Origin of the sequence: Desulfosarcina sp. (genome assembly GCF_046496365.1) — a bacterium.
Lineage (GTDB): Bacteria > Desulfobacterota > Desulfobacteria > Desulfobacterales > Desulfosarcinaceae > Desulfosarcina.
In genome coordinates this window covers 15,828-42,102 of record NZ_JAWOHB010000212.1, presented here as the reverse complement: position 1 = coordinate 42,102, position 26,275 = coordinate 15,828, and the positions used below count along the sequence as shown (strand labels likewise).

General features: G+C 55.8%; 29 protein-coding genes and 2 pseudogenes. 21 read left to right on the top strand and 10 right to left on the bottom strand.

Annotated features, from left to right (window positions below):
- Positions 1–467: 467 nt before the first annotated feature.
- The 4 genes and pseudogenes from R6V78_RS20740 to R6V78_RS20725 form a co-directional block, all read right to left on the bottom strand.
- Complete coding sequence (locus R6V78_RS20740; RefSeq protein ID WP_410291301.1) at positions 468–956, bottom strand: hypothetical protein; 489 nt, start codon at positions 954–956, stop codon at positions 468–470.
- Positions 953–1,405 carry a hydrogenase iron-sulfur subunit gene (locus R6V78_RS20735; RefSeq protein WP_410291300.1) on the bottom strand — a complete coding sequence of 151 codons (453 nt, stop codon included), beginning with the start codon at positions 1,403–1,405 and terminating at the stop codon, positions 953–955. Before R6V78_RS20735 ends, R6V78_RS20740 begins: the two co-directional genes overlap by 4 nt.
- Positions 1,406–1,417: 12 nt before the next feature.
- Positions 1,418–1,549, bottom strand: a complete 132-nt coding sequence (locus R6V78_RS20730; protein ID WP_410291299.1) for a hypothetical protein — start codon at positions 1,547–1,549, stop codon at positions 1,418–1,420.
- Between the two features lie 53 nt (positions 1,550–1,602).
- Positions 1,603–1,941 (bottom strand): annotated as a pseudogene (locus R6V78_RS20725) (4Fe-4S dicluster domain-containing protein); the annotation flags it as partial.
- A 434-nt stretch (positions 1,942–2,375) separates the two neighbouring features.
- Between R6V78_RS20725 and R6V78_RS20720 the strand changes: the two are divergent.
- The 6 genes from R6V78_RS20720 to R6V78_RS20695 all read left to right on the top strand — a co-directional run bounded on the left by R6V78_RS20720 (position 2,376) and on the right by R6V78_RS20695 (position 6,804).
- Positions 2,376–2,876: a MauE/DoxX family redox-associated membrane protein gene (locus R6V78_RS20720; RefSeq protein WP_410291298.1), complete on the top strand. Its 501-nt coding sequence runs from the start codon at positions 2,376–2,378 to the stop codon at positions 2,874–2,876.
- Between the two features lie 16 nt (positions 2,877–2,892).
- Complete coding sequence (locus tag R6V78_RS20715) at positions 2,893–3,432, top strand: rhodanese-like domain-containing protein (RefSeq protein ID WP_410291297.1); 540 nt, start codon at positions 2,893–2,895, stop codon at positions 3,430–3,432.
- Between the two features lie 28 nt (positions 3,433–3,460).
- Entirely contained in the window at positions 3,461–4,027 is a 567-nt protein-coding gene (locus R6V78_RS20710; RefSeq protein WP_410291296.1) for a C-GCAxxG-C-C family protein, read from the top strand.
- Positions 4,028–4,037: 10 nt separating this feature from the next.
- The gene (locus R6V78_RS20705; RefSeq protein ID WP_410291295.1) at positions 4,038–5,315 is read left to right on the top strand and encodes a double-cubane-cluster-containing anaerobic reductase; all 1,278 of its coding nucleotides are present in this window, start codon (positions 4,038–4,040) and stop codon (positions 5,313–5,315) included.
- Between the two features lie 202 nt (positions 5,316–5,517).
- Positions 5,518–6,291 carry an acyl-CoA dehydratase activase gene (locus tag R6V78_RS20700; protein ID WP_410291294.1) on the top strand — a complete coding sequence of 258 codons (774 nt, stop codon included), beginning with the start codon at positions 5,518–5,520 and terminating at the stop codon, positions 6,289–6,291.
- A 93-nt stretch (positions 6,292–6,384) separates the two neighbouring features.
- Entirely contained in the window at positions 6,385–6,804 is a 420-nt protein-coding gene (locus R6V78_RS20695) for an ATP-binding cassette domain-containing protein (protein WP_410291293.1), read from the top strand.
- 523 nt (positions 6,805–7,327) lie between these two features.
- Here R6V78_RS20695 and R6V78_RS20690 read toward each other — a convergent pair.
- From R6V78_RS20690 to yedE, 4 genes and pseudogenes are all read right to left on the bottom strand, one after another.
- A complete protein-coding gene (locus R6V78_RS20690) occupies positions 7,328–8,200 on the bottom strand; it encodes an NAD(P)H-hydrate dehydratase (protein ID WP_410291292.1) in 873 nt (290 codons plus the stop codon).
- A complete protein-coding gene (locus R6V78_RS20685; protein ID WP_410291291.1) occupies positions 8,185–8,751 on the bottom strand; it encodes a DUF3343 domain-containing protein in 567 nt (188 codons plus the stop codon). The genes R6V78_RS20690 and R6V78_RS20685 overlap by 16 nt, the downstream gene beginning before the upstream one ends.
- Position 8,752: 1 nt before the next feature.
- Positions 8,753–8,971 (bottom strand): sulfurtransferase TusA family protein, encoded by a 219-nt coding sequence (locus R6V78_RS20680; protein WP_410291290.1) that lies wholly within the window; start codon positions 8,969–8,971, stop codon positions 8,753–8,755.
- Positions 8,972–9,006: 35 nt separating this feature from the next.
- Positions 9,007–10,107, bottom strand: a pseudogene (gene yedE / locus R6V78_RS20675) (YedE family putative selenium transporter); the annotation flags it as partial.
- 295 nt (positions 10,108–10,402) lie between these two features.
- On the opposite strand from yedE, the gene R6V78_RS20670 reads away from it, so the two are divergent.
- The 5 genes from R6V78_RS20670 to R6V78_RS20650 all read left to right on the top strand — a co-directional run bounded on the left by R6V78_RS20670 (position 10,403) and on the right by R6V78_RS20650 (position 15,201).
- Complete coding sequence (locus R6V78_RS20670) at positions 10,403–11,524, top strand: PQQ-dependent sugar dehydrogenase (protein ID WP_410291289.1); 1,122 nt, start codon at positions 10,403–10,405, stop codon at positions 11,522–11,524.
- 84 nt (positions 11,525–11,608) lie between these two features.
- Positions 11,609–11,896, top strand: a complete 288-nt coding sequence (locus R6V78_RS20665) for a ribose-5-phosphate isomerase A (RefSeq protein WP_410291302.1) — start codon at positions 11,609–11,611, stop codon at positions 11,894–11,896.
- A gap of 232 nt (positions 11,897–12,128) precedes the next feature.
- Positions 12,129–12,839: a pseudouridine synthase gene (locus R6V78_RS20660; protein WP_410291288.1), complete on the top strand. Its 711-nt coding sequence runs from the start codon at positions 12,129–12,131 to the stop codon at positions 12,837–12,839.
- 9 nt (positions 12,840–12,848) lie between these two features.
- Positions 12,849–13,724: a radical SAM protein gene (locus R6V78_RS20655; RefSeq protein WP_410291287.1), complete on the top strand. Its 876-nt coding sequence runs from the start codon at positions 12,849–12,851 to the stop codon at positions 13,722–13,724.
- A 166-nt stretch (positions 13,725–13,890) separates the two neighbouring features.
- A complete protein-coding gene (locus tag R6V78_RS20650; protein WP_410291286.1) occupies positions 13,891–15,201 on the top strand; it encodes a nucleotide sugar dehydrogenase in 1,311 nt (436 codons plus the stop codon).
- A 36-nt stretch (positions 15,202–15,237) separates the two neighbouring features.
- Here the strand turns inward: R6V78_RS20650 and R6V78_RS20645 are convergent, their stop codons facing one another.
- The gene (locus R6V78_RS20645) at positions 15,238–15,426 is read right to left on the bottom strand and encodes a hypothetical protein (protein WP_410291285.1); all 189 of its coding nucleotides are present in this window, start codon (positions 15,424–15,426) and stop codon (positions 15,238–15,240) included.
- Positions 15,427–15,633: 207 nt separating this feature from the next.
- Here R6V78_RS20645 and R6V78_RS20640 point away from each other — a divergent pair, with 207 nt between their 5' ends.
- The 5 genes from R6V78_RS20640 (at position 15,634) to R6V78_RS20620 (ending at position 19,068) form a co-directional block, all read left to right on the top strand.
- The gene (locus R6V78_RS20640) at positions 15,634–16,644 is read left to right on the top strand and encodes an alpha-hydroxy-acid oxidizing protein (protein ID WP_410291284.1); all 1,011 of its coding nucleotides are present in this window, start codon (positions 15,634–15,636) and stop codon (positions 16,642–16,644) included.
- Between the two features lie 264 nt (positions 16,645–16,908).
- The gene (locus tag R6V78_RS20635) at positions 16,909–17,178 is read left to right on the top strand and encodes a hypothetical protein (protein WP_410291283.1); all 270 of its coding nucleotides are present in this window, start codon (positions 16,909–16,911) and stop codon (positions 17,176–17,178) included.
- Between the two features lie 23 nt (positions 17,179–17,201).
- Complete coding sequence (locus tag R6V78_RS20630; protein WP_410291282.1) at positions 17,202–17,510, top strand: DUF6794 domain-containing protein; 309 nt, start codon at positions 17,202–17,204, stop codon at positions 17,508–17,510.
- Positions 17,511–17,764: 254 nt separating this feature from the next.
- Positions 17,765–18,121, top strand: coding sequence for a hypothetical protein (locus R6V78_RS20625; protein WP_410291281.1), 357 nt, complete (start codon positions 17,765–17,767; stop codon positions 18,119–18,121).
- Positions 18,122–18,177: 56 nt separating this feature from the next.
- Positions 18,178–19,068, top strand: coding sequence for a hypothetical protein (locus tag R6V78_RS20620; RefSeq protein ID WP_410291280.1), 891 nt, complete (start codon positions 18,178–18,180; stop codon positions 19,066–19,068).
- Positions 19,069–19,100: 32 nt separating this feature from the next.
- Here the strand turns inward: R6V78_RS20620 and R6V78_RS20615 are convergent, their stop codons facing one another.
- Complete coding sequence (locus tag R6V78_RS20615) at positions 19,101–19,301, bottom strand: hypothetical protein (protein ID WP_410291279.1); 201 nt, start codon at positions 19,299–19,301, stop codon at positions 19,101–19,103.
- Positions 19,302–20,002: 701 nt separating this feature from the next.
- Between R6V78_RS20615 and R6V78_RS20610 the strand changes: the two genes are divergently transcribed.
- From R6V78_RS20610 to ftcD, 5 genes are all read left to right on the top strand, one after another.
- Positions 20,003–20,974 (top strand): TAXI family TRAP transporter solute-binding subunit, encoded by a 972-nt coding sequence (locus tag R6V78_RS20610; protein WP_410291278.1) that lies wholly within the window; start codon positions 20,003–20,005, stop codon positions 20,972–20,974.
- A 1-nt stretch (position 20,975) separates the two neighbouring features.
- Complete coding sequence (locus tag R6V78_RS20605; protein WP_410291277.1) at positions 20,976–21,455, top strand: DUF1850 domain-containing protein; 480 nt, start codon at positions 20,976–20,978, stop codon at positions 21,453–21,455.
- 38 nt (positions 21,456–21,493) lie between these two features.
- Positions 21,494–23,761, top strand: a complete 2,268-nt coding sequence (locus R6V78_RS20600) for a TRAP transporter permease (protein ID WP_410291276.1) — start codon at positions 21,494–21,496, stop codon at positions 23,759–23,761.
- Positions 23,762–23,796: 35 nt separating this feature from the next.
- On the top strand, positions 23,797–24,579 hold the full coding sequence (locus R6V78_RS20595) for an IclR family transcriptional regulator (protein ID WP_410291275.1): 783 nt from the start codon (positions 23,797–23,799) through the stop codon (positions 24,577–24,579).
- Positions 24,580–24,655: 76 nt separating this feature from the next.
- Positions 24,656–26,272: a glutamate formimidoyltransferase gene (ftcD, locus tag R6V78_RS20590; protein WP_410291274.1), complete on the top strand. Its 1,617-nt coding sequence runs from the start codon at positions 24,656–24,658 to the stop codon at positions 26,270–26,272.
- Positions 26,273–26,275 lie beyond the last annotated feature (3 nt).

The window sequence follows — 26,275 nt, the reverse complement described above, 5'->3', positions numbered from 1 at the left end:
AATCGATAATCAGTGGCAGAGAATTTCTCAATCGTTTCCCCAGAATCTTTTCCAATTGTTGGTCGATAATCCCAAGGTAACAATTGCTTGAATGCAGATCTATTCCGGCGTATAGTTTCATCGAGCACCTCCTGTGAACGGGTATAAATAATGAAAATGGCGATTTCCATTATTTATACATTTTGGAGGTGTTCTTTTCAAACTTTTCAGGCGGTAGTGACATTTCTCCGCAGGAAAATGTCACGCTTGAAAAGTAAACCGGGAAGTCATTCAATCGTCTCGGTTCGACAAGCTCTTTATATGGATATCAAAACTTTGATCTTGTGTAAATCTGCATGCTTGAAAGGTTTTGTAAGAAAGTCGAGATCAAGGCTTGCGAGTCCCGAGGAGCGAGGTGTACATGGAAGTACTCCGAGCGACGAAGGATGAAGTGTAACGCAGATATCGCCCTTCCTACGAAACCGTACTTATTTATTGCCCAGCAGCCCACTGAACACCACCCGCAAATCCTGATCGCTCAGCGACGGAATCCAGTCCTCCTCCTGTTCCTGACGATTTTTCAGACAGGGATGTGCGGACGAGGTTGCATCCGTGATCGAGCGGCTGATTGTACGGCAGCGTTCAGCGATCAATTCCAGGGGCAGGTGCAGGCGATTGTTTTCCACCCAACGCCCGCATTCGTCATGGGTGCCGACGAAGAGCAGGTAAAGATCTTTGCCCTGTTTCAGCGTAACCAGTCGATACCCGCCGCCCAAGTCAACCTTGCGACAGCCTTTGATGCGATCCTCGCCGTTGCGGGTAAAGTTACAGACGTTTGACGAGGGCAGCCGGCCACATTCGGCTTCGGCGATGATGGCCTCCACCCGGTCGACGACCAGGCTTTCTCTCCGGCCGCCTTTTCTCAGCGCGGCCAGATTTTTTTCCAGCTTCGGGTCCAGATGGATGCGTTCAATCATGATGATTGTCCCTCCAATGCCTGGGGCGGGTGTTTGACAAAGCGGGCTGCCGGACCCAACGCCCGGATCGCATCCGTCACTTCATTGACCACCCGGACGAATTTGGTGGACTCGGCGGACGATATCCACGAAAATTGCACCCGGCCCGATTCGACGCCTATGAAGGTGAGCAGATTGACCAGCAGGGCGAATTTGCGGCGGGCGTAATAGTTGTCTTCGATGTAGTTGCAGTCCCCCGGGTGGCAGCCTGACACCCAGACGCCGTCAGCGCCTTCCCGCAGGGCGGCCAGGATGAATTTGGGGCTCACACGGCCGCTGCAGGGCAGGCGGATGATGCGAATGTTGGCCGGATACTGAAATCGGCTGACACCGGCCAGATCAGCAGCGCCATAGGTGCACCAGTTGCAGAAGAAAGCGAGGATCTGGGGTTCCAATGGACGTGAAGTCACTGCGCCACCTTTTCAGGCAAACGGATTGGGCGTTCCCGGCTCACCGGGCAGCCATGCGTCTTTCAAGTCATCGCCCAGATACTCCCGTTCATTTTCGGCCAGGATGCCCAACGACAGCGCGATGATCGTCCACAGGTGGGTCACATGATAGTTGCCGCCGAAATGGTCGGCCAGATCGTGAATCTGGGCGTGGCAGTCCCTTTGGGCCGCTTCTCCCGGGGCCACAGCTTGCGGGCTTCGAAAACCAACGCGGAAATGTTGATCTCCATGGGGCATACATAGGTGCAGCGGGTGCACATGGAACACATCCACACCCAGGGATGACCGGCAATCTCGTCATCCAGCCCCAAAGCTGCCATGCGTAGGAATTTGCGTGGGTCCATGCCCTCAAGCCCGGTGGCCGGACAGCCCGAAGCGCAGGCGCCGCAGGTGAGGCACAGGTTCAGGTTGCCTCCTTTGGGGAGAAGTTTTTTCACCTTTTCAATGAAGGCGCTTTGGCGGTGGGGTTGGATTTTTATGGCTTTGGCTTCATCCATGGTCACTCCTTTCGGGTGTTTGTTGTCAGGCTGCCGAAAAACGATGGCGTTTGACGATACGGCGTTAAAATCCGGCTCGAGTGCTCATTTATCTCCTGTCATTTGAGCGTGTTTGCCGAATTCAGACTAGTCTTGAGAACGTTTGGGCTACCGACATGGTGCGCAGGAATGCGGCATTCCGGTTTTATACAGTGCATACCAACCCGGGCAGCGAACCTGGGCACCGTCATGTAAAACCGAAAAACCGAAACATGGATGAATCCTCGGGGTAGGCGGTTGAATATCAGCCACCCAATCTCTCAACCCAAGTAAAAAGTCCAATTTATTGTTTCAATGCTTCAGGGTGTTTGTATAGATATTAACTGTTTGACTAATCAGGTATCCTAATCTAATCAATCTGACCACTTTTGATCATCTATGCCGGAAAGCCCATAATGCCTCTGCTTATTTGGATGTATCGACTCCTGCGCTGGTTTCTTGGCGGCCTTTTTATCTATTCCGGTGCGACCAAACTCCTGACACCCCAACTCTTTGCCGTGCTGATCGAAGCCTATGGAATTGTTCCTGAAGGCCTGCTCATGCCTGTGGCCGTGATCCTGCCGGCACTGGAGGTGCTTGCCGGCGTCGGGCTGCTTTTCGACATCCACGGCAGTCTTGCCGTGGTTGCCGGTTTGCTGCTGCTGTTTGTCGCTATCCTGGGATACGGCATCTGGATGGGCCTGGATGTGGATTGCGGTTGCTTCGGCCCCGGGGATCCGGAAGCAGAGGCATTCCACGGACTCAGGCCGGCCTTCTACCGGGATATGGTCATGCTGGCGGCAGTCGTTTTTTTATATGGATGGCGTCGATACCGTCGTGTGCAAACCACAAAAATATCCCTGTTGATGGAAAAATGGTTAACTCGTTTCGATCGACATATTTTTGATGAACATTAAACCATGAGGAGAACGGATGATGCTTACGGGTAAATGGATGCTGAAACTGACGATGATTGGTGTTCTGGTGATTGGCCTGTCGTGTCCCGCAATGGCCTTGCTCGAAAACAAATTCGAAAAGGAAGTGGAGAAAGAGGCCGGTGCGGTTAAGCTCGTCCGGGAAGTCCAGCGTGGCGGTTACGATCTGGTTACGACAGAGGAACTCAAGGGCTGGATGGACAGCGGCAGGGATATGGTTGTCGTGGACACCATGCCCTATGAGGACAGCTACAAAAAGATGCATGTGCTGGGAGCGGTTCAGTTTTTGTTTCCCATTCCGGACATGGACGCATGGGACACCAAGGAGACTGACGGCAAATCCCAGGATGATTTTATTCAGCTGTTGGGCAGCGACAAAGACAAGGCCATCGTGATTTACTGCGGTTTCGTCAAATGCACGCGCAGTCACAACGGTGCCGCCTGGGCGGTCAAACTGGGCTATAAGCATGTGTACCGCTATTCCGGAGGTGTCTTTGCCTGGAAGGGAGCCAAGTATCCGGTAGAGAAAGTCGAGTAGCCGCCATTTGGAACCAGTGAGCAATTTCATGAGTGATGCGAGACAAACGCGCGACCCTGCAAGCGAGGCGGTGATCGCTGCTATCGCGGATCGCGCCCGCAACTTTTATGAGACTCGGCAGATGTTGTGCACCGAGGCGGTGGTGGCGGCCCTGAACCAGGGGCTGGGCGGGGGATTGACCGAAGCCCAGGCCACGGCGGTGTCGGCACCCTTTTGTATCGCCATGGGAGAAAGTGGCTGTGTCTGTGGCGCTTTAAGCGGTGCCGTCATGGCCACCGGCTTGTTGTTGGGCAAAGATGGTGCTTTCCTGCACCGTCAGAGTATGCGCGACAGTGCCCGCCAGTTGCATGACCGGTTTAAATTCGCCAATGGCGCCACCTGCTGCCGGGTATTGTCCAGGAAGGTCAAACACAACAAAAAGGAGCATTTCCAGCAGTGTGCCGGTCTGACCGCCCAGGCAGCCGAAATGGCGGCGCGTCTGGTTCTGGAAAAGCGTCCCGAATTGGTCAAACAAGCGGATAACGCATTTATCAATCGGCGGCAGTCGTCTATCGGAGGTGTACTGTCGCGTCTGGTGCATTTGTTTTCACGTTAAGGAGAACAGCATGAGCGACGATTACAGGCAGATGTGGAAAGACTTGGGATTGGATCTCGATGCCCATGATGCCCTGCTCGGCGTGTTGGGGCAAGGGTATCAGCAGGTGTTTCTGTCCCAGCAGGATCGTCCCGAGGGGATGGCCTATTTTGACTTCGTCATGAGTGAGGTCCACGGTCTGCGCATCAAGGAGTTGCTGGACGAGAAAGCGGCCGGTCGCAAGATCGTCGGCAGCTACTGCGTGTTTGTGCCCGAAGAGATCGTTCTGGCGGCCAACGCCACCTTGGTCGGCCTTTGTTCAGGGGCCGATTTCGCTACGGAGGATGTGGAAAAACTGCTGCAGCGCAACACCTGCGCCCTGATCAAGTCTTCCTTCGGTTTCAAGATCGGCAAAGTCTGCCCGTATCTCGAAAGCGCCGACATGATCGTTGGTGAGAACACCTGCGACGGCAAGAAAAAGGCCTATGAAACCCTTGGCACCCTGGTCGACAATCTCTATGTCATGGACCTGCCGCAGGTTAAATCCGAAAACGGCAACGCACTGCTGAAAGCCGAATACCGGCGCTTCAAGGCGGCGGTCGAAATTCTTACCGGTGTCGCCGTTACCACCGAATCGCTGAAGCTGGCAATCCGGACGGTCAATGCCAAACGCGCGGCCATTCATCGGCTCTCATTGCTGCGCAAGGCCGACCCGGCGCCCATTTCCGGCCTGGACGCCCTTTTAGCCAATCAGGTGTTCTTTTACGACAATCCGGCCCGGTTTACCGATTCGGTGAACAAGATATGCGATGAACTGGAGAAGCCGATAGCGGCCAAACAGGGCGTTTTTCCGGAAAAGACGCCCCGTATTTTGGTCTCCGGCTGCCCCCAGGCGGTGCCCAACTGGAAGCTGCCCATGATTGTTGAAACCGCCGGTGCCGTGATTGTCGGCGAGGAATCCTGTGTGGGCGAACGCGGTACCCGCAATCTGACGGACGCCTCGGGGCAGACCGTGGACGAGATGCTCGACGCCATCGTCGATCGTTACTTCAAGGTGGACTGCGCCATTTTCACGCCCAACCCGGACCGCCTTGCGCATATCCAGCAGATGGTGACCGATTATAATGCCGACGGCGTGATCCATTATGGATTGCAGTTTTGCCAACCCTATCTGATGGAGTCCATCCCGGTCGAAAAAGTCCTTGAGGAAAAGAATATTCCCTGCCTGCGCATCGAGACCGATTACAGCATGGAAGATGTCGGCCAGCTGACGACAAGGGTTGAGGCGTTTGTCGAACAACTTCGTTAGTGTCCATCCATAAATGGCATCTTTTGGTCCAGGTCGGCGTTCTCGCTCCTTTGCAATCCTCGACGTAACGCCGCGACGCCTGCGGTTGCAAACTCGTTGCGGCCTTGGCCTGAACCAAAATCCACCACTTTTTGACGGACAATAGTTCGGGTCAACCAGCCTCAACTTCCGGATTGACATGATATTGCCTGAGGATTTCCAAGTGAGTATTCGTTTTGCCGGCATCGACATCGGCTCACGGACCATCGAGCTGGTGGTGGTCGATGAAGCAGGGAAAATTGTCGACAGCGTTCAGACTGATACCGGTTTCGACCCCATGACCCAGGCCAGGAATCTCATCGACGGGATGGCTTATGATCGCATCATGGCCACCGGGTACGGTCGCAGCCTGTTCGAGATCTCCTTCGAGGCGGCGACGGTCACGGAGATCAAGGCCCATGCCCGCGGTGCGCGGGCCTTGTTCCCCGAGATCCGGACGGTGATCGATATCGGCGGGCAGGACAGCAAGGCCATTACGCTGTTCGACACCGGCAAGGTCAAAAAATTCGAGATGAACGACCGCTGTGCCGCCGGCACCGGAAAGTTTTTGGAAATCATGGCCAGGACCCTGAGGTTTGGAATCGAGGACTTCGGGCAGGAAGCCCTTTTGGCCGATAGAGAGCTTAGCATCTCCAGCATGTGCACGGTGTTTGCCGAATCCGAGGTGACCTCCCTGATTGCCAAGGGAGAAAGCCGCCGGGAAATTGCCCGGGGACTGCACGCCAGCGTCATCCGCCGGGTCGCCGGGATGATCAACCGGGTCTCGTCGCAAGGGGACATCGTCTTTACCGGCGGCGTCGCCAAGAACCCCTGCATGCAAACACTGCTGGAAGCCAAGCTATGCCGAACCATCCGCATCCCCGACGATCCCCAACGGGTCGGTGCCCTGGGTGCGGCCTTGCTGGCCCGCGACCAGTCGACTGCGGATACGCCATGAAGCGAAGTAAAAGAGTAATGGAGACTCATGTCGAGGAGAGAAGAGACGATGGCAAAAAATGGTTTCGATTGGTAGTCATTTTGCTTCAGGAACATGGCCTTTCCTTTGAAACTGGCCGGCCTGCGCGACAGAACCGTCATCGCGGAAAGGATACGAACGGCGCTGGAGCAGACTTTTTTATGGGAAAAGGTGAAAGACCGACTGGAAAAGAGCGCCCTGGAACTCTCCGGCGGGCAGAAGCAGCGGCTTTGCATCGCCCGGGCGTTGATTCTGGAGCCGGAGGTGCTGTTGTGCGACGAACCCACCAGCTCCGCTCCCTGGACACGAAAGCCGCCGGGGTTATCGAAGATCTTCTCGTGCACCTCAAAAAACAGTGTACGATCCTGGCGCCCGGAGCAGGTCGGTCGGATTGCCGACCGCATCCTGATGCTCCGGGATGGCCGGTTGACACAGGTACCGCAAGGTACAGCCGGATGCGACGCCTGCGCATCACCATCCCATCCCCAATTTTAACAACGGGTTGAACCTTTACTCGTCCGCAATCCAATGACCAATAGAAAAGCGCAACAACATGGTATGAGCATTTTCTGTTGTTGTGCCGGTGTTCATCTTCTCTTTTTCTACTATTGACAAAATGACTGAGTGGTCCGCGGATTCCATTTGCAGCAATCATAAAGAAAAATACAACCATCAATAATCCGCACCAATTTTTTGATCTCACCGTAATTCTTTTTCTATTTAATCGTTAATTTCGGATTTCATTTTCGAGTGTGCGGAACAGGATGATTCAGGTCCCCGGATGTATTGACATGGCTTACGAACGCGATAATCGGGCCGGATCAGCCAAAGAACGTCCATTATTTTCCAATTGTGAAGCCACTCAGCTACAACGGGTGAGACCCCATTTGTCAGACAAAGGTAGAACATAGATCTTAATGAGCCAGGTGTAATCTAATTTTTCGGTTTTTTACCAATCCGTTAACATTTCTTATCTTAAGTTGGTCGCCGATTTTGTTGCCGGCATGGGTGAATCGTTTCATCTCGACTCGTCGCCGGCGTCGAGCACACGCTTCAACGCGGCCGGGATTTTGCCCACGATGGCCTCGATTTGGGTGGCGGGCGTGGGGTTGGCCAATTGCCCGGCCAGGCGGTTGGCCCGGGCAGCCAGGATGGCGGCCCGGTCGATGGACATTCCGGTGGCCGCCAAGGCAGCGGCCAGGCCGGTCAGGGTGTCGCCGGTGCCGCCCATGGCTTCCATGGCCGGGCAGGCCGGAGCATCCACGGTTTCGTGGATCCCCCGGGCATCGGCCAGATGATCCGTGTGACCCTTGACCAACAACCATCGGGCAGCATTGCCATTCCGGTAGGCCCGCGCGATTAGTTCGGGCACCTTGTCCTCCTGATGCAGGATAAAGCCGCGGGTGTAGAATGGATGCGGCGCCTCTTCGTCCGCCAGAAAGGCCAGCTCGCCTGCGTCAGGGGTGAACAGATCGTAGTTTTCGGCTTGCCCGCTCATCTTGGCCGCGTACATGAACCCGGCGTCGGCGATCAGGACCGGCCGGGGGAGAATTTTTTCAACGGCGAACAGGACGCGGTTGTGCCAGTCCACGTCCGGCTGCAGGTAATGGAAGACCAGCACCGTCCAGGGAAACCGGGCCAATGACCGTTCCATGTGGGCGTAAAGCGTGCGGCTGCCATCGCCGCGGCCGATGTCGCCCACCAACCATGCTTCTACCGGCGGCAGGTGCAAAACCGTTCCGGCCGCCAGGACAGCGCCCACCAGGGCCGGGGTGCCGCGATGGATTTCGATAGTGCGGCCAGCAACCGATAGTCGGTTGTCTTTCATTCGCACCGGTCCGCTGACCAGTGGAAAACCGGCATCCGGAACCGTGCCTACGATGCAGAGCATTGGCGGCAGATCTCCTCATGGGCCAGTGCCAGGGCGTAGCCGCAGAGGGTGTGGCCAATATCGCGTGGTTTCGGGGCCTCCCAAAGGGATTTGCCAAGCATTGCCTGCGCCAGATAAGGGACATCCGGACACCCGCCCCCGGAAATGTTGACGATGGTTTGCGAACGCTTTTCGATGCAGATTTTCATGTTGGCGGCCCGCACCATCAGCCAGGCCCCGTAGTCGACGGTCTGAAACAGATCCACCGGCGCCAGCAGCGGCCCGGTCACCGGCACCATCTCCAGCGGCGGCGCGCCGGCCTTGTCCAGCAGACGCATGATTTCGAGCCGCTCGATGAGGGGAAACTCGATCACCAGGTCGCAGCCGCGCCGTATCTCCGGCGGCGGCCCCATTACCCGCACCGGCCAGCCGGCTGCTTTCAGACAGTTTTCGGCCTGAATCACCTCGCTGGTGTTTTCAAAGACCAGAATGCCGCGGTCAGCCCTGGGCGGAGTCGAGACTTTCCCTTGGCCGCCCCTGGCGCCGTTTTTAAAAAACGAGAAAAAGCCCATTTTACTTCCTCATCACCGTGATCTTGTAGCCTGCTCCGTCGGGCTGGATCTCTTTGACGCTGCAACCCTGGCTGACAGCCGCACGGCTCACATTCTCCTTGGATGTATCGGTATCCACCAACACGACGATTTCCTTCTCAGCGCCCGCCTTGATTTCGTCAAGGATCAGCAGCACCGGTTGCGGGCAGGAAAGCCCGCGGGCATCGACAATTTTTGACATTGTACACCTCCCTCGACTGGCATTGAAGTCAAATTCTATCTGGCGGTTTGACGCATGCTAAACCCGATGAAAAGACACACCGCCATGCCCACGACCACGGCCGCCACCCCATGAGGGCCAACCCCCGTGGGCGAGCTGGCCAGCCCGAAATTGTGGGCAAACCCCGCGCCGACGATCATTCCCAGCACGAACACGGCCGCATCCCCGTCGCCCTCGCCGGAGAGAAACAGCTGCCGGCCGGGGCAGCCGCCGGCCAGGGCGAAGGCCAGACCGGCCAGCATCATGCCGGCGAAGTTCCAGACGTGCATGGTGTGGGCCACCGGTTGACCGGCAAAGCCCGGGTGAAACTGCCCCACGGCCAGGTTGGTGAGAAAGGCGAAAACCACCAGGCTGATGAATCCGGTCAGCAGGTGAACCTGGCCGAACAGAACCAGATCCCGGATGGCGCCCATGGTGCAGAACCGGCTGCGCTGGGCCAGAAATCCGATGCCCAGCCCCACGATCAGGGCCAGGAACAGGGGGGCGTGCATGGCGCCCGGCCCTTTCAAGCTGTAGAACAGAATGCCGCTGTTTGGCTGGTCCTGGACCTGCGGGAAAACCAGCATGAGGACCAGAAAACCCAGCATGATCAGCGGCAGCATCCACCCTACCGTGGTATGGGTGCTTTGGGTCCGCCCCAGGTTGTAGCCCTTTTTGAGAAAAAGGGTGCCGATCCAGATGCCGGTGGTCAGCCCCAATAGGCCCAGGATGGCATTGCCGTCGCCGCCGGCCAACCGAAGCACGGCCCGCCAGGGGCATCCCAGGAAGACCAGGGCGCCGATCATGGCCCACGCACCGAGAACGAAGCGTACAATGGGGGCCGACCCCACCCGGGGCCGGAACTCCTTGAAGAGATAGGCGGCAATCATCGACCCAATGACGAAACCGATGATTTCCGGACGCATGTACTGCACCACCGCAGCCCGGTGCAGCCCCAGGGCGCCGGCGATGTCGCGTTCGAAGCAGGCGACGCAGATGCCCATGTTTCCTGGATTGCCCAGTTTCTGCAGCAATGCGGCCAAAATGCCGATAACCCCTCCCACACTGACCATTCCCCAACGACCGGCAAAAAAGTTTTTCATAATGTCCGCATTCTCCTTTCCACGAGTTGCAGGCGGCTGTTTATTGTGAGCATTAACCCATTTTCACGAAACACTGCTGAAGTCTAATACATAATTTGGATGCGTCGCCAAGGTGGTATTGAGACTTCCAATGATTCAATGCGTCAATGGCAGGCTTTTATCTTTCCATCATTTTCTTTGACCGTGCTCAGTCATAATGCGTATAATCGGCGATGATAAAAAACCTTGGAAAGATTCAATGGTGGTATAAACTGCTGAAGGCAACTTTCGTCTTTAAATTTCGGTAAAAACAGAAAAAGGATTCACATCTATGTGCTTTATTATCCGCTTGCTGATTATCATTACAATTGCATCACCGGTTATGGCCGGAGAATTTCCAATCGAGGGCACGAAGGGCACCAAACTCTCAGCCGTGCAGGTTGCTACTTTCGATGAGCCCTGGGCCATGACTTTCCTTCCCGATGGCACGCTTTTGGTGACCGAGAAGAGAGGGGTGCTGTGGCATGTTACCAACGACGGATCGAAAACAGAAGTGCAGGGCTTGTGGAAAGTCGCCTATGGCGGTCAAGGCGGTTTGGGCGATGTGGTGCTGCATCCTGATTATGTACGCAACTCCTGGGTCTATTTGTCTTATGCCGAACGTGCGGATGATGACGCCACAATCGGTGCGGTGGTGGTTCGTGCAAGGTTCGATCTAAAAAACAGGCCGCTCACGCTTGCATCAGTGGAAAAACTGTGGGTTCAGGAACCAAAAGTTACTGGAAAAGGACATTACAGCCATCGCATCGCGTTCGGCCCTGACGGTAAAATGTTCATCACCTCCGGAGACCGCCAGAAACTTACACCGGCCCAAAATTTTGACGGGCATCTTGGCAAGGTGTTGCGCTTAAACGACGACGGAACGGTGCCCAATGATAATCCGTGGCAGGATCGTGGCGAGATTGCCGCGCAATTTTGGACCATTGGCCACCGCAACATGCTGGGCATCGATTTTGATGCCAATGGACGTTTGTGGGTCCATGAGATGGGTCCGCGCCACGGTGATGAGTTGAATTTGATCATTGCCGGCAAAAATTATGGCTGGCCGATCGTATCGAACGGTGACCACTACTCGGGTGTGCCGATCCCCGATCATGATACCCGTCCTGAATTCGAAGCCCCTCGGAAGTTTTGGGTACCCTCCATTGCACCGTCCGGTTTTGTAATTTATGACAGTGACATGTTCGCCGATTGGAAAGGCAGCGCGGTTATCGGTGGCCTGATATCAAAAGCCCTTATTCATGTTAATTTAAAAGGAGACACGGCCGAAGAAGCCGAACGCTTTAAATGGGGTGAGCGCATACGCGAGGTTGAACAGGGACCCGAAGGGGCTTTGTACGTGCTCGAAGACGGTTCCGGAGGCCGTCTTCTAAAGTTGACGCCCAGCCGTTAAACCGAGCAGGCCTGAAAAAACCGGAGATGAAATGGAAGGCGCCGAATTCTTGTTGAAACAAAAAGCCGGCCAGGCGGCGGTTGAATTTGTCCAACCGGGCATGGTTGTTGGCTTGGGAACCGGCAGCACGGCAATCTGGGCGGTTCACTTCGCTGCGGTAAGGATGGAAAGAGGGTTGTGACGGACCAGGGCAAATGCATACTGGATTGTCGATTCGGACCGGTTCGGGATGCCGCCGCCTTGGCTGAACGACTCAAAGGCAGGTGCGGAATCGTAGAACACGGACTGTTTCCGGGGATGGCGACCGATCTGATCGTTGCCGGGCCCCAAGGCATCGATCACCGCACCGCAGCTAACAGACACCGGACCTGACGCAAATGGGAAAAACGAAGGATGACGCATTGGCGGAAAACGAGCGCAAACCTTTCATCGACAACTGACGCGGCAAAGGGGTGCCCATCTACGGTTGATATGGAAATTAAACTGAGATAAAACAGAACCAAAATAGCAGAAGGGACACCGATCTGAAGCTTGACGCAATTATTTGAAAAACAAGTAAATTGTTTGCATAACCCCAACTACCGCTCCGGCTGAAAATTCTGTCATGGCACTGGTTCGCCTGCAAAAATTTCTCTCCGAAGCCGGGGCATGTTCCCGGCGCAGGGGCGAGGCCCACATCCTTGCCGGAGACGTCACCGTCAACGGCAAAGTGGTGGTCGCACTCGGGACCAAGGTGGATCCCGATGGCGATGCGGTGCATCTCAGGGGCTTGCCGGTAGGCAAATCGGATCGATACGTATATGTGATGCTCAACAAACCCGCCGGCGTCGTGACCAGCTGCAAGCACCAAGGCGAAGCAGTGGTAACGGATCTGGTAAACCTGCCCCAGCGGCTTTTTCCGGTGGGACGGCTGGACAAAGCGTCAACCGGTCTGCTGCTCTTGACCAATGACGGCCGCATTCACCACCGACTCTCCCACCCGTCCTTCGATCATGAAAAAGAATACGATGTAACGGTGCAGTGGCCGTTGAGTGCCGAAGCCCTTGCGGCCATGGGAACAGGCCTGCCGCTTTCCGGTGCCATGACCCGTCCGGCAAAGGTTCACCGCGTCTCCAACCGCCGGTTCCGCATCGTACTGCTGGAGGGGAAAAACCGTCAAATTCGCAGAATGGTCAAAAAGGTGGGCAACCGGGTGGTCGCTCTGGAAAGAATCCGCGTGGCTGATTTAAAGTTGGGCGGTCTGTCACCGGGAGCCTGGCGGCATCTGAGCCCGCGCGAAACGCGGCAGCTGCTGAAACAACTCGAGTTGAAATAGGCCCTGTCCATGTATTACGAAGGCCCCATCTATCGCCCCCCCAGTGAAGCCAACTCGCTGCTGGTTCAGGCCACCGTCGGCTGCCCGCATAACCGCTGCACCTTCTGCATGGTTTACAAGAACGGTCCCAGATACCGGGAGCGGCCGGTCGGGGATATCGTCGCCGACCTGGATGAAGCCCGGACGCTTCATGGCAGCGGCGTCCGTGCACTCTTTTTTCCGGCGGGCAACACCATTGCCATGCCAACCGATGCCCTATGCCGCATCTGTGCCCATGCCCGACAAATCTTCCCGCATCTCGAACGCATTACCGTTTACGGCTCCAGCCAGTACATCCACAAAAAAGGCCCCGATGATCTCAAACGTCTGGCCGATGCGGGGTTGAGCCGCATCCATGTGGGTCTGGAGTCCGGCGACGACGTGATCCTGAGGTTGATCAAGAAGGGTTGCTCGGTCAGGCAGCAGGTGGAAGCCGGGCGGTGGACCATGGCCACCGGCATCCAGTTGAGCCTATACGTCGTCCTGGGCATCGGCGGTTTATCAAGAACCCTGGCGCATGCCTCCCGGACAGCCGATGCGCTCAACCGCATCGCCCCAGATTTTATTCGTCTGCGTACCTTCGTGCCCAAGATCCGGACACCCCTGCTCAAGATGGTTGAAAGTGGCGCCTTCGAGATGCTGGGACCCCACGGGGTGCTGAGAGAAGCGGCCACGATGATCCGGCTGCTGGACGCCCCCTCGCGACTGACCAGCGACCACTACACCAACTACATTAACCTTGAAGGCCGTCTGCCCGGTTGCCGCAACCGACTGCTGGCACAGATCGACGATGCCCTGAAACGGCCGGAAACGGACTACCGGCCGTTTTTTATCGGTGATCAGTAGCTGAAAAGTGATGGGTTGGATGCTGTAGCTGGTGCTGGGCCATGTGATTGTTATTTTATCCCGGTTGGATATGGTGTATACAGATTCACCGTTGCAAACGGTCGAAGCCATGCGGGCGAATGCCGGAATGTAAAACCAACCGATTGAAACCAAGGAGAAGCGGGTGATGTTGACCTTTGATGCGCTGACGGCGAAACAGGAAAAGATCGGGGTGGTCGGCCTGGGCTATGTCGGGCTGCCCCTGGCCGTTCATCTTTCGCGGCATTTCAATGTAGTGGGCTATGACTTCAAGTCCAGCCGAATCGCCGAGTTGAAGTCAGGCAAAGACCGCACCTTGGAGGTTTCCGATGAAGAGATGGCTGTCGCCAGGGTCACGTATACGGACGATCCCACGGTCCTTGGCGAGTGCCGGCTGATCATCGTCGCCGTTCCCACCCCCATCGACCAGTATCGTATTCCGGATCTGACGCCCCTGCGCAGCGCATCCGAATCCACGGGACGTTATCTGACCCAGGGCAGTTGTGTGGTATTCGAATCCACGGTTTACCCCGGGGCCACCGAAGAGGTTTGCGTACCCATCCTCGAAAAGGAGTCGGGGCTGCGCTTCGGCACTGATTTTACGGTCGGATATTCGCCGGAACGGATCAATCCCGGGGACAAGGTGCACACGGTGGACAAGATCATGAAGATCGTTTCCGGTTCCGACACGCGTACGGCCCGACTGCTTGAAAAGGTATACGGCAGCGTGGTCAAGGCCGGCATCCATGTGGCGCCCACCCTCAAGGTCGCCGAAGCGGCCAAGGTTATCGAGAACACCCAGCGGGATCTCAACATTGCCCTGATGAACGAGCTGTCCATGATTTTCGACATCATGGGCATTGACACCATGGCGGTTTTGGCCGCGGCGGGCACAAAATGGAACTTTCTGCCCTTCAGGCCCGGACTGGTGGGTGGTCACTGCATTGGCGTCGACCCCTATTACCTGACCTTCAAAGCCGAATCCATCGGCTACCATCCGGAGATGATCCTTGCCGGCCGGCGGATCAACGACGGCATGGGCAAGTATGTGGCCGAGCGGGTCGTAAAGCTGATGATCCAGGAAGGCAAACAGATCAACCAGACGCGTGTGGGCGTGCTGGGCATCACCTTCAAAGAGGATGTTCCGGATCTGCGCAATACACGGGTCGTCGACATTATCGCCGAGCTGGAGGATTACGGGATCGATGTACTGGTCCACGATCCGTTGGCAGACCCCAGCGAAGCCAGGACCTATTACGGTGTCGAGATGAAGGCCCTGGAGCAGCTCGAGGGTGTTGACGCCGTGGTGGTGGCCGTTTCCCACCAACCCTACCGGGATATGGGGCTGGTTCGTCTGGCCGGGTTGTGCGGCGGAAAACGGGCCGTGGTCGTGGACGTCAAAAGCGTTTTTGATGCAGACATTGCCCGGAAAGCGGGCATCACCTACTGGCGTTTGTAATTCCAAGCCGCCTTCGTGTGCGGCAGTCAGGATCAACTACGCGTAATAGCCCATAAATTCGCCGCATTTGCTGTTGAAGAAATCCATGGCCTCTTCCACGGTATCGAAGATGATCCAATCTCGCCTCAGGGTCCGACCGGCCCGTTGCCTGATTCTTTCGATCTCAGTGTTTCCGAAATACTCGAAGTAGTCATGGTACTCGGTGGTCAGTTCGTGCTTTCTCATGGTATCTCTCCGCATAAGGGTTGTTCGATGATAGGGTTGGAGCATAACATCGGGTTGTGACAGATCCGGTCACGGCGCGTTGTTTTTTTTCGTTGTAGTTAAAAAAAATGGTCGCTATGGTGGTGGTCGATCGAATTTTAAATCCAAAATGAACCTTAATCAGGCTGAACTGCCGGCAGGAAAGGGTATCGGGGAAGGGACGCAAAGATGGAAGCTATCAGAAATGTGGCTCGTGAACGGATGAAAGGATATTGTCGGGTGTGTCCGGTCTGCGATGGCCGCGCCTGCGCAGGAGAAGTCCCGGGCATGGGCGGTCTGGGGACAGGGAGTGCGTTTCGGGCCAACCTGAAATCCCTGGCGGCATGGCGCTTTAACATGCGCCTGGTGCATGATGTGTCGGATCCGGAAACCCGTGTCGACATCCTGGGAGCGTCTCTGGCACTGCCCCTGCTGGCGGCGCCCATTGGTGGCGTCTCCTTTAACATGGGCGGAAAGATCACAGAGGAAGAATATATCGCTGCGGTTTTGGGTGGATGTATACAGGCCGGCATATTGGGCTGTGTGGGCGACGGGGTGCCGGACTTTATTCACCAGGCTGGATATGCGGCCATGAAGGCCCTCGGGGGAAGGGCGATCCCGTTCATCAAACCCTGGGAGGAAGCGGCGTTTTTCGATAAAGTGGATCAGGCGCTGGCAGCTGGCGCCTCAATTATCGGAATGGATATCGATGCGGCCGGTTTGATTACCTTGAAACAGATGGGGCGGCCGGTCTCCCCGAAATCCCCGAAAAAGCTCGGCGAGATTATCAGTCGGGTCAAGGCGCATTTTATCTTGAAAGGGGTCATGGGTGTGGCGGACGCCAAAATGGCCGTGGATGCTGGTGCACGGGCCATCGTGGTTTCCAATCACGGCGGGCGGGTGCTCGACCATACCCCCGGGGCGGCCGAAGTGCTTCCCGAGATTGCGGATGCCGTGAAAGGTAAAATCGCCATCCTGGTCGACGGGGGGGTCCGTTCGGGTGGGGACATCCTTAAAATGCTGGCCCTCGGTGCCGACGCGGTCATGATCGGTCGACCCGTTTCCGTTGCCGCCATGGGTGGTCTGCAAGCCGGCGTCCTCCAGTATATTCAGCGCATCACCGGGGAATTTAAGGCCGCCATGGTGCTCACCGGCACGGCGAGGGCTGATCAAGTCAACCGGACCATCTTGAGGGTCTGATGAAAAATGGTTTGCCTTCAGGTTGACTTTTTTAAGGCAGCTGTTGTTTCCCGCAGCCACTCAAAAGAGGGACAGGAAAATGGCCCAAAGGCCTTTCGCTGCTTTTTTTTCTGATGTTGCTGGTTTTCTGCAGCGCGGTATTTACGCACCCACCGGCTGGGCTGGATGCGCAATCGTCTCCAACCAGTTGAAAAAGGCCAAATCGGCGTTATTATTATAGGCAGGCAGCCCCGCGGATGCAAAACACGCGGCAAGGGGGAATCAATGAAAAAACAGTGGGAACGTGATCTGTCCTGTGCTGTTGCCTGCGCGAGGTGCAACGGCGCCTTGGCCGTCAGGGACCAGCGGATTCTGTCTGTCTTCGATCACCAGCCCATTTGCCTGGCCTGCAAACAGGCGGAAGAAAAACAGCCTGACTATGCCGAGGCGTCCAAAAAAATGATCGGGACCTGCATGATGGAGACCGAAGTGATGTATGGTGACCCCGGCGGGTATTGTTATTATCACTTCTATCCCTTTACCTGTGCGGGTTGATGGGTTCCGAGCAGGGGATGAGCTTGAATTATCTGCTTGATAAATTTCCACCCACGGTTGAAAAAGCGGTTGATAAGCTCGCCGCGGATATGTCGTTTGCGGACAAAACCCGTCTGGCCAACATGAATGAGGCGGCTCTGATTCGCTTCCACAACTCCTACGGCATCTTCCTGCGCAACGAATTTCGTCTGCCCGGCAACGAACCGTTGATGAAATCGTGCATGTCCACCGCGTTTATGCGGATCATCACCCCCGAACAGGCGTCCTATGTGATTCTGAAGGAACTTCGAGCTCGACTGCTTGCCGGAAACACCTTGAAGGTGATCAAATGAACCCCGGTGCGATCAACACCCAACATGCCTGCCAGACAGCAGTTTGACAATTGCGTGGGATCCCTATAGGCTTGGAACAGAGATTCGGCTTGTTGAACCATTTTCGGTCCTGCCTGTCAGCGTAAAATTTCCTTCCCGCTTTGAATGAAGGCTCAAGCCGGCCAGTGACGCTTTCTTCGTGTGCATCGCAATCGGGCGATGCCAAGATATTGTGTTGGACACAACCGGTTCAGGATTTATATGGAGACCATACCATGAGACAGAAATACCGCATTTGTCAGTCCCATAAGGAAAAGAAACTGAACATCAAGGAATTTGCCGTGCTTGAAAAAGATACGAAAAATGTGGATTCATCGATGCTTCGCGAAGACCACTTCGATCTGATTTGTGAGCAGGACTACGATGGGGAGACCATTGCCCGATCCGCTGCCGTGGGCCATGATGACTTGGTGGTAACATTGAGAACGCCGAATCTGTTTCCCATCGGCCCCTACGCAGCAAAAATCGCCGATTCGGTGATTAACCTTTTAGGAGAAGGAAAAGACCGCTGCGTCGACCTTTTCTTTGATGACAACGAATTGTTTGTTGTCGATATTCCCATGCCCCGTTGATTCGGCGATACCGCAGGGTTTGCCTGATCAAGAAATACAGCATCAAGGAGAACCGCATGATAGAAGAGAAACACTTTGAAATTGGTGAAAAGTACGAAAACATGAAAGGGGTCTTTGAGGTGATCGCCATACGAAGAGACTCCATGGATATTCGCTGGGAAAACGGAGAAGAGATATCGACGACCATCGAGCTGCAGCAGCGCATTATTGAAAGAATGCAGCACGAGAAGGCGATGGAAGAGGTGCAGTCATCCCAAGATGCCCGCAAAGCGAAGACGTCTGTTTCCAAATCAGGCAAACAGTTTTCCGGTCTGGAGGATGGTGATTTCAGCGATTTGGTTTCAAAAACCGTCTGGCGAGGACGAGGCCAACTGGGCGGTGCGGTTGCCCAGCGGTTTAAAACCAAACTGTTCAAGTTCAATTCATGGGCCGTGTTGCGCAGGCCTGAGGTCAACTGGCTGGACGTAAAGCGGCAAAAGCAGGAAAACCTCCCGCTTCAAGCCAAGTTTTATGCCCGGGTCGAAGAAGATTTCCTCGTTTTTGGCGTTCACATCCCCGCGCCCGATCCGACCGGCTCGGGCACGAGTGACTGGCAGGCGCTGATGACTTGGTTGGCTAAGCCGGAAAACGACGCCTGGCTCAAAAAACAATGCAGTTCACATGACCTGTGTTTGTACGATTCGGGTGTGCAGGGGTTCAGCGGCACCGTGGAAACCCAAAAAGATCAATGGGTGCAGCGGGATTCGGATAAAAAAGAGGCTGGCATTGATTCCTTGAGCGCGTTTCTATCGGATGCGGGTCAGTCGGGTGCCCTGGATCTGCGCATTGAAAAGCGGCTGGGAAAAGAGGTTGCCATAGAAAAAAAACAAAACATCGCCGGCGACCTGGTGGCGCTGTTTGAAACCCTCATGCCATTATATGCGGCAGCGGCCAGCCATAAAGCCTGAAAGTTCATCCATGCCGTGGATGTTCCTTTATGCTATCCGTGGGGAGGCTTCGGAAGATCCCCGGCTAATGTGACCTGGGGGGTTGCTTTGGCTGCAGTTTGATCGTTTTCATCCAGCAGAATGATATACGGCAAGGGAGATGAGGCGATGGTGCCTTTTTGCACCGGGCAGCCTTGCGCATCCGGTGAATTCCTGCGCTGCCTTATCTCGTCGATGAAGATGGTTTTTGCCATGATTTAAGAACACCCCATATAGCAAACCGCCTAAAATTACAACCGTTAATTGCCAACGGTTTCGAAAAGGCTTGACCCACCTGCAGTTGACCAGGTAACCTGATGGCATCCGTCGTCATCGGAAACCATTGGTCGCCTCCGTTCGACTGCGACCGCCTCCTTTTTCTGTTCTGTTTCCCTGATGTGGTTTTCCGCACCCATGCACACAGCACCTTGCCGCAAAGGACGTGAATATGACCCAGCTTCAGGAAAAACGAACCGATACCCGGCAAAATTGTCAAGGTCAGATTACCTTGCTGTTAGCCCATAGCCAATCCAGGCAATTTGAGGCGGGTCTGCGTAATTTCAGCCAACAGGGCATTAGTTTTTACTGCCATCGGCCCTTGAAACCTGGTACCACCATCATCTTCCGTGCATCCGCGGAGAAATATCCGCGTGCGCCTGCTGGTGCTCAGGTCCAACTGCGGTCAATGGGGCTGGCCATCGTCAGGTGGTGTCAGGAAGGTATACGCCAGGGGCGGCCCATCCATGAAATGGGGGCTGCATATATAACACCCTACTGATGGCGGTTATATTCATCAACAAAATTTTATTGACAAAATTGACCCTTTAGGGTCATATTGTGCCTCTTTTTGGGATCATTTTATTCGTATGTGAAAATTAAATTTTATATCCTAACAATTTACAAAGAGAGGTTGTAGATGAAAAAAATGCATTTATCCATCTGTTTGGCCTTGGTGTTCACGATGATTACGGCCGGAAGCGCCTTGGCTGCCGGACGGATCTTTTTCGGAATCGCCACCGGTGGAACCGGTGGAACCTATTATCCCCTGGGCGGCATGCTCGCTCAGCTGGTTTCCAATGCCGTTGAAATCGACGGTAATAAGTTGTCGGCCACCGCGGAAACCGGCAACGCCTCGGTTGCCAACGCAACCTTGCTGGGCAGAGAAGGCATCGAGTCCGCCTTTGTGGCAGCCGACATTCTCGATGCGGCCTACAAGGGGGAGAAACAATTCGATGGCAAGGCGATCAAAAACATCCGCGCGCTCGGCGCACTTTACCCCGAGACGGTGCAGTTGGTGGTTCGGGGAAATGCCGGCATAAACACCTTCATGGACATAAAAGGCAAATCGGTTTCCTCCGGCTCTCCAGGCTCAGGACAGTGGCAGCTGCTTGGCGATCTCATGGTTGCCCACGGCATGGACCGCAAAGACCTGTCTGAAGATTACTCCTCGTTTTCACAGTCTGTTGAGAAAATTAAGGACGGCAACCTAGACGCCTCCTTGATCACGGCCGGTACGCCAACGGCATCGGTGATGGAACTGGCCAATCACCACACCATCAAGATCGTTCCGCTGAGCGGCGCACCCATCGCCAAGCTTCGTGAGGTGCAGCCCTATTACGCGGAAACCATTCTGCCGGCCAACACCTACGAGGGTCAGACCGAAGATGTGAAGACCATCGCGGTGCGGGCCATCTGGGCGACCCACGATAAGCTGGATGACAAGGTGGCTTACGCCATCGTCAAGGCCCTTTACGAAAATACGGAAACCCTGGCCCAGGTGCATGTCAAGGGCAAGGAAATTTCTCTGGAAAAGGCCCTGGAATCCATATCCATTCCCCTTCATCCCGGTGCAGAGCGCTACTATCGGGAAAAAGGCCTGATTAAATAAGATGAAACCGGCGATCGCAGGCGTGCTGGCCCTGGTGCTGGCCGCCTGCAGCGCTTCCGGCCCGCGATCGGACAGGGCACAGCGTTGCCTGACCATCAGCCGATTCCCCTCCCAGGTCCAACTTGGCCAATATCCGCTATCGGAAGACGGTGGTTTTTCGCTTGCATTCATCCATTCGGTCTCTGATACACCGGTCCGGGATGACTACCAGGCGATCGGTTTGCGGATCATCCAGACCGGCGAGACGTTTGAGGCCCACGGTGCGGGACTGCCTTCCGGTAGCGATGAAACCGGCGTCACCGCGTGGGAACATCGCGACGGCCGTTTTGTCGTCCACATGCAGCGGTCCATTTCCCGGCTGGTTGTGCGAACCGACCGGAACTACCGCAATCGTCTGATCCTCGAGGGCCAGGAAATCAACCTCAACGATTGGGTGGATCAAGCCCTTGAACTTGCCATTGTGCCATGCACGGCCCCATGAACAGCCACCTGATTTTTTAGACATGAAGGACGATCCAAATGGTTATTGAGTCTGCCGACACCGGCATACCCCATGGACCGAATTCCCCTGATGCAGGCGGCAAGGAGAAGGAATTCACCATACCCGACGTGGATGCCATCGTCAAAAAGTACGATGCGGAGTCAAATTTCAGAAATCTGAAAGGTGTCACGGCCAAGATCACCGTCGTTTTATGCGTGATGCTGAGCCTGTTTCACATCTACACCGCCGGGTTCGGTCTGCTCAACGAGGTGATGCATCGAACCGTGCATCTTTCATTCGTGCTGGGCCTGGTGTTTCTGGTATTTCCCAGGCGCCAGCCGGTACGCATGGGGATCGCCTGGGGATTCGGGACCTGCTTTGCCCTGTTTTACCTCTTTCTTGCCTGGCAGCTCAGCGACCGGTTCCAGGGTGATCTGCCGGTGTGGGGGCCGCCGGCCTTGATCGGCATGGTGCTGTTCATCGCCGCCACCGCGCTTCCCCTTGATCGATTTAAAGGCAAAGGCGACCGGCTCTCCTTTGCGGACTGGCCCCTGGCCATCGCCGCATCGGGAATATCTCTGTATCTGATTGTTTTTTTCAAACAGATCTTCATCGAAAACATCGGTTTTCCCCAGATTGAAGAGTATGTCATGGGCCTGCTGGCCATTATCATGGTCACCGAGGCTTGCCGACGGGTCATGGGTGAGACGCTGCCTGTCATCGGCGCCCTGGCGCTGATGTACGGTCTGCTGGGACCCTACCTGCCAGGTATGCTGGGCCACCGGGGGTATGACATCGTCCGGATTGTCGAACATCTCTACCTGGGGACGGAGGGCATCTACGGTATCGCCGTGGGCGTTGTGGCCACCTATGTCTTTCACTTCGTGCTTTTCGGCGTTCTGGCCCAGGCATCGGGCCTGGGCCAACTGTTCATCGATCTGGCCATGATTCTGGCCGGCCGATATTCCGGCGGGCCGGCCAAGGTTTCGGTTGTTTCCTCCGGTTTTTTCGGCATGATCTCCGGTTCACCCATCGCCAATACGGCCACCACCGGCTCCTTTACCATCCCCATGATGAAGAAAAACGGCTTTTCCGCGCAGTTCGCATCGGCGGTAGAGGCATCGGCTTCCTGCGGCGGACAGGTAACGCCGCCCATCATGGGTGCGTCGGCCTTCGTCATGGCCGAGATGCTGGGGATTCCCTACAACCAGATTATTCTGATCGCCATCGTTCCGGCCCTGTTTCACTACCTGGCCACCTTGAGCATGGTGCACCTGGAGGCCAAGCGGCTGGGGCTGAAGGGACTCTCGCGGGAACAGATACCCCGGTTCGTGAAAATTATGAAGACCTCCTGGCACCTGATGATACCCCTGGGCGTCATGGTGGCCCTGCTGCTGATGCAATACACCCCTTATCTGGCAGCATTCTGGGGTATCATTCTTTCCATCGGGTGCAGCTATATCCCGTTGCTCACCAAGCGGGTGGGGATTGGACAACTGGATGACTCCAAGACCCTCACGCCCCGTCGACTGGTGGACGGTCTGGATCAGGGTGCCCGCTATGCCCTGGCCATCGGCGCGGCCTGCGCCTGCGTGGGTTTCATTTTGGGAATGATTACCCTGACCGGATTGGGCTTCAAATTTTCCGGTGCAGTTCTACAGATTGCTTCAATCCTCGGGAAACTGATGGCCGCCATCGACCCGTTCCAAATTCTGACCGTCCAGGGGGGGACCCTCTTTTTCGGTCTCGTGCTCGTCGCGATCGCCTGCATCGTCATGGGGGCCGGAATTCCAACGACCCCATGCTACATCATCCTGGCCTCCATCGCCGGTCCGGCCCTCAACAACTTGGGCATACCATTGGTGGCGACGCATTTCTTTGTATTTTACTATGGTGTGCTGGCCGATGTGACACCGCCGGTGGCCCTGGCCGCTTATGCCGGTGCCGGCATCGGGGGGGCGGATCCCATGGCCACCGGCATGACCGCCTTCCGGCTTTCCATGGGCAAGGCGTTGGTGCCTTTCATGTTCGTCTATGCGCCGAGCATGCTTTTTATCGATTTTTCCTGGACCGAGTTTTCCATTGCCACGACGAGCGGGGTCCTGGGAATTATTTCACTTTCCGCTGCCTATATCGGTTATTTCAAAAACCATGTGGGACTCATGGGCAAGATCGCCCTGACCATTGGTGGCCTGTTGCTGGTTTCCAGCAGCCATGGCGTTATTCTTGTGGGTGCCGGCCTGGTGCTTTTGATTCTGATACCCAATTTCATGAGGACCAGCCGAGCGATCCCCGTCTCGGACTGACGGTGGTGAAACGCGGCGCATGCGGGAGATTATCAGTGGATGACGACCAAAAAATGAATTCAGAATATATGGTGCCGGCCCTGAAAAAAGGCCTTCAGATTCTGGAAATGTTTTCAGCCCGCCAGCGTGTTCTGACCATCAGTGATTTCTCCGAACACTTGCAGGTCAGCACGTCCGCCATTTACCGTGCGGTCGTGACACTGACTGAGATGAACTATCTTAAAAAAATCGGCCGCAATGCCTATGAACTCGGCCCCATGGTGCTGTCACGCGGTTTTTGCTTTCTGGCTTCAAGAGACATACTCAACACCGCGGCCGCCCATCTGGATGAACTGCGTGATGAAACCAGCGCCTCCTGTCATCTGGCCATTCGGGAAGGGGTCGAAGCCATATATATTTATCGGGCCGCGTCACCACAAATCATGATGGTAAATGTTCCGGTGGGCTCACGGTTCCCCTGTCATACCGTGGCCATCGGCCGGGCGCTGCTTTGCGGATTCAGCGACGAAAGCCTGCGCAAACACTATTCCGGTATTCACCTGGACGGATACGCCGGCGGCGGCATCAACTCCGTGCCCCAGCTTTTGGCCGCCGTCGCTGCGGTCCGGGAGACCGGGGTCAGCATCAGCGGGTCGGATTTTTCCACGGCCATCGCCGCCCCGGTGAGGGATTATTCAGGCAATGTCGCGGCGGCCGTCAACGTTTCCGTTCCAGACTTCATCATTGAACCGCCAGGCGTTCGTGAACACCTGACAGCGTGCCTGATCAGGACCGCCGGAACCATTTCAAGTGACATGGGGTGGTCAAAAGGCATCTGAATCCAACCGATTGTTCCGACCCTGACAGCGGGTCGGTAGATCGATGCCTATTCAATAAACTTCAAGCGAGTGGAATATGAGAAAAATTGTTGAATGTGTCCCCAATTTCTCCGAAGGCAATAACCGTGAAACCATCGACGCCATCGCCCTTGCCATCAAAGAGACCCCGGGCTGTACCCTGCTGGATGTAGATCCGGGCAAGTCCACCAACCGGACCGTATACACATTTGTGGGCGATCCGGAGGCGGTGATCCAGGGGGCGCTGAACAGCGCCAGGGTAGCCAGGCAAAGAATCGACATGCGCACGCACAAAGGCGAGCATCCTCGCATGGGCGCCATGGATGTCTGCCCGTTCATACCCGTGGCCAATGTCAGCATGGACGAGTGCGTGGAGATCTCGAAAACGTTTGCCTGCCTGGCTGCGGAAGCCTTGGACGTACCGTTTTTTCTTTACGAGGCGGCAGCGGTCGAAGACTACCGCCGCAAGCTGCCCCAGATCCGGCAGGGAGAATATGAAGGCTTGGCCCGCCGCCTGAGGGAACCCGAATGGAAACCCGATTTCGGGCCGGCTGAATTTGTGCCCCAGTGGGGGGCAACGGCCACCGGTGCGCGTTCTTTTCTGATTGCCTACAATGTCAACATCTTGGGCACCAGCAACCAGGCTCACCGCATTGCCTTGAACCTGCGCGAGGCCGGCCGCGGGCCGGATGCACCCGGGCGGCTGAAAGAGGTCAAGGGTATGGGCTGGTTCGTGGATGAGTACAACATGGCTCAGGTAACGGTCAACCTGACCGACTACCAGGTGACCCCCATGCACGTCCTTTTCGAGGAGGTGCAAAGGGAAGCCGCGGCATTGAATGTCGGTGTTGCCGGCTCGGAAGTTGTCGGGCTGATCCCCCTGGCTTCGATTCTCATGGCCGCCGAACACTACATGGAAAAAGAGAACCTGTTCATTCTTGACGAAGACCAAAAAGTGCGGTTGGCCGTCGAACGGCTGGGTCTTAACAGTGTGGCGCCTTTCGACCCACAAGAGAAGATCATTGAATATCGTGTGGCCGGAGAGAGGCGCGAACCGCTGGCCGACCTGAGTCTGAGAGCCTTTATTGAGGAAGTGGCCTCACGTTCGTCAGCACCGGGCGGCGGATCCGTTTCGGCCGCCGTGGCTGCCATGGGTGTCGGACTGGGGGCCATGGTGGGCAAACTCACCTACGGGGTGCGCAAGTTTGAATCGGTGGATGCTCAGATGAGAAAAAATATCCCGCCTTTGCATGACGCGGCGGCTCGGCTGATTCCCATGATTGACGCGGACACGACGGCTTTCAACGACTTCATGGAGGCGCTTCGTCTGCCCCGGGCCACCGAGGCCGAGCGGACGCATCGGGCCGAACGGATGCAGGCCGGACTCAAAAAAGCCATTGACATTCCTCTGACGACCATGAAACTGGGGGACAGGGCTTGGGATGCTCTCTGTGAAGTGGCCCGCTACGGCAATCCGGCATCGCGGTCGGATGTGGAGGTCGGGGCCAAGGCCCTGGAGACAGGGATCTGGGGAGCGTATAAGAATGTGATGATCAACATGGCCGACATCACCGACGATGCGTTTAAAACCCAGGTCACCCGGGAGGCGGAAGCCATTGTGAAGCGGGCCGCCCAAAAATTTGCCGACGTGCTTGAAATTTTAAAAGCCAGATAGACG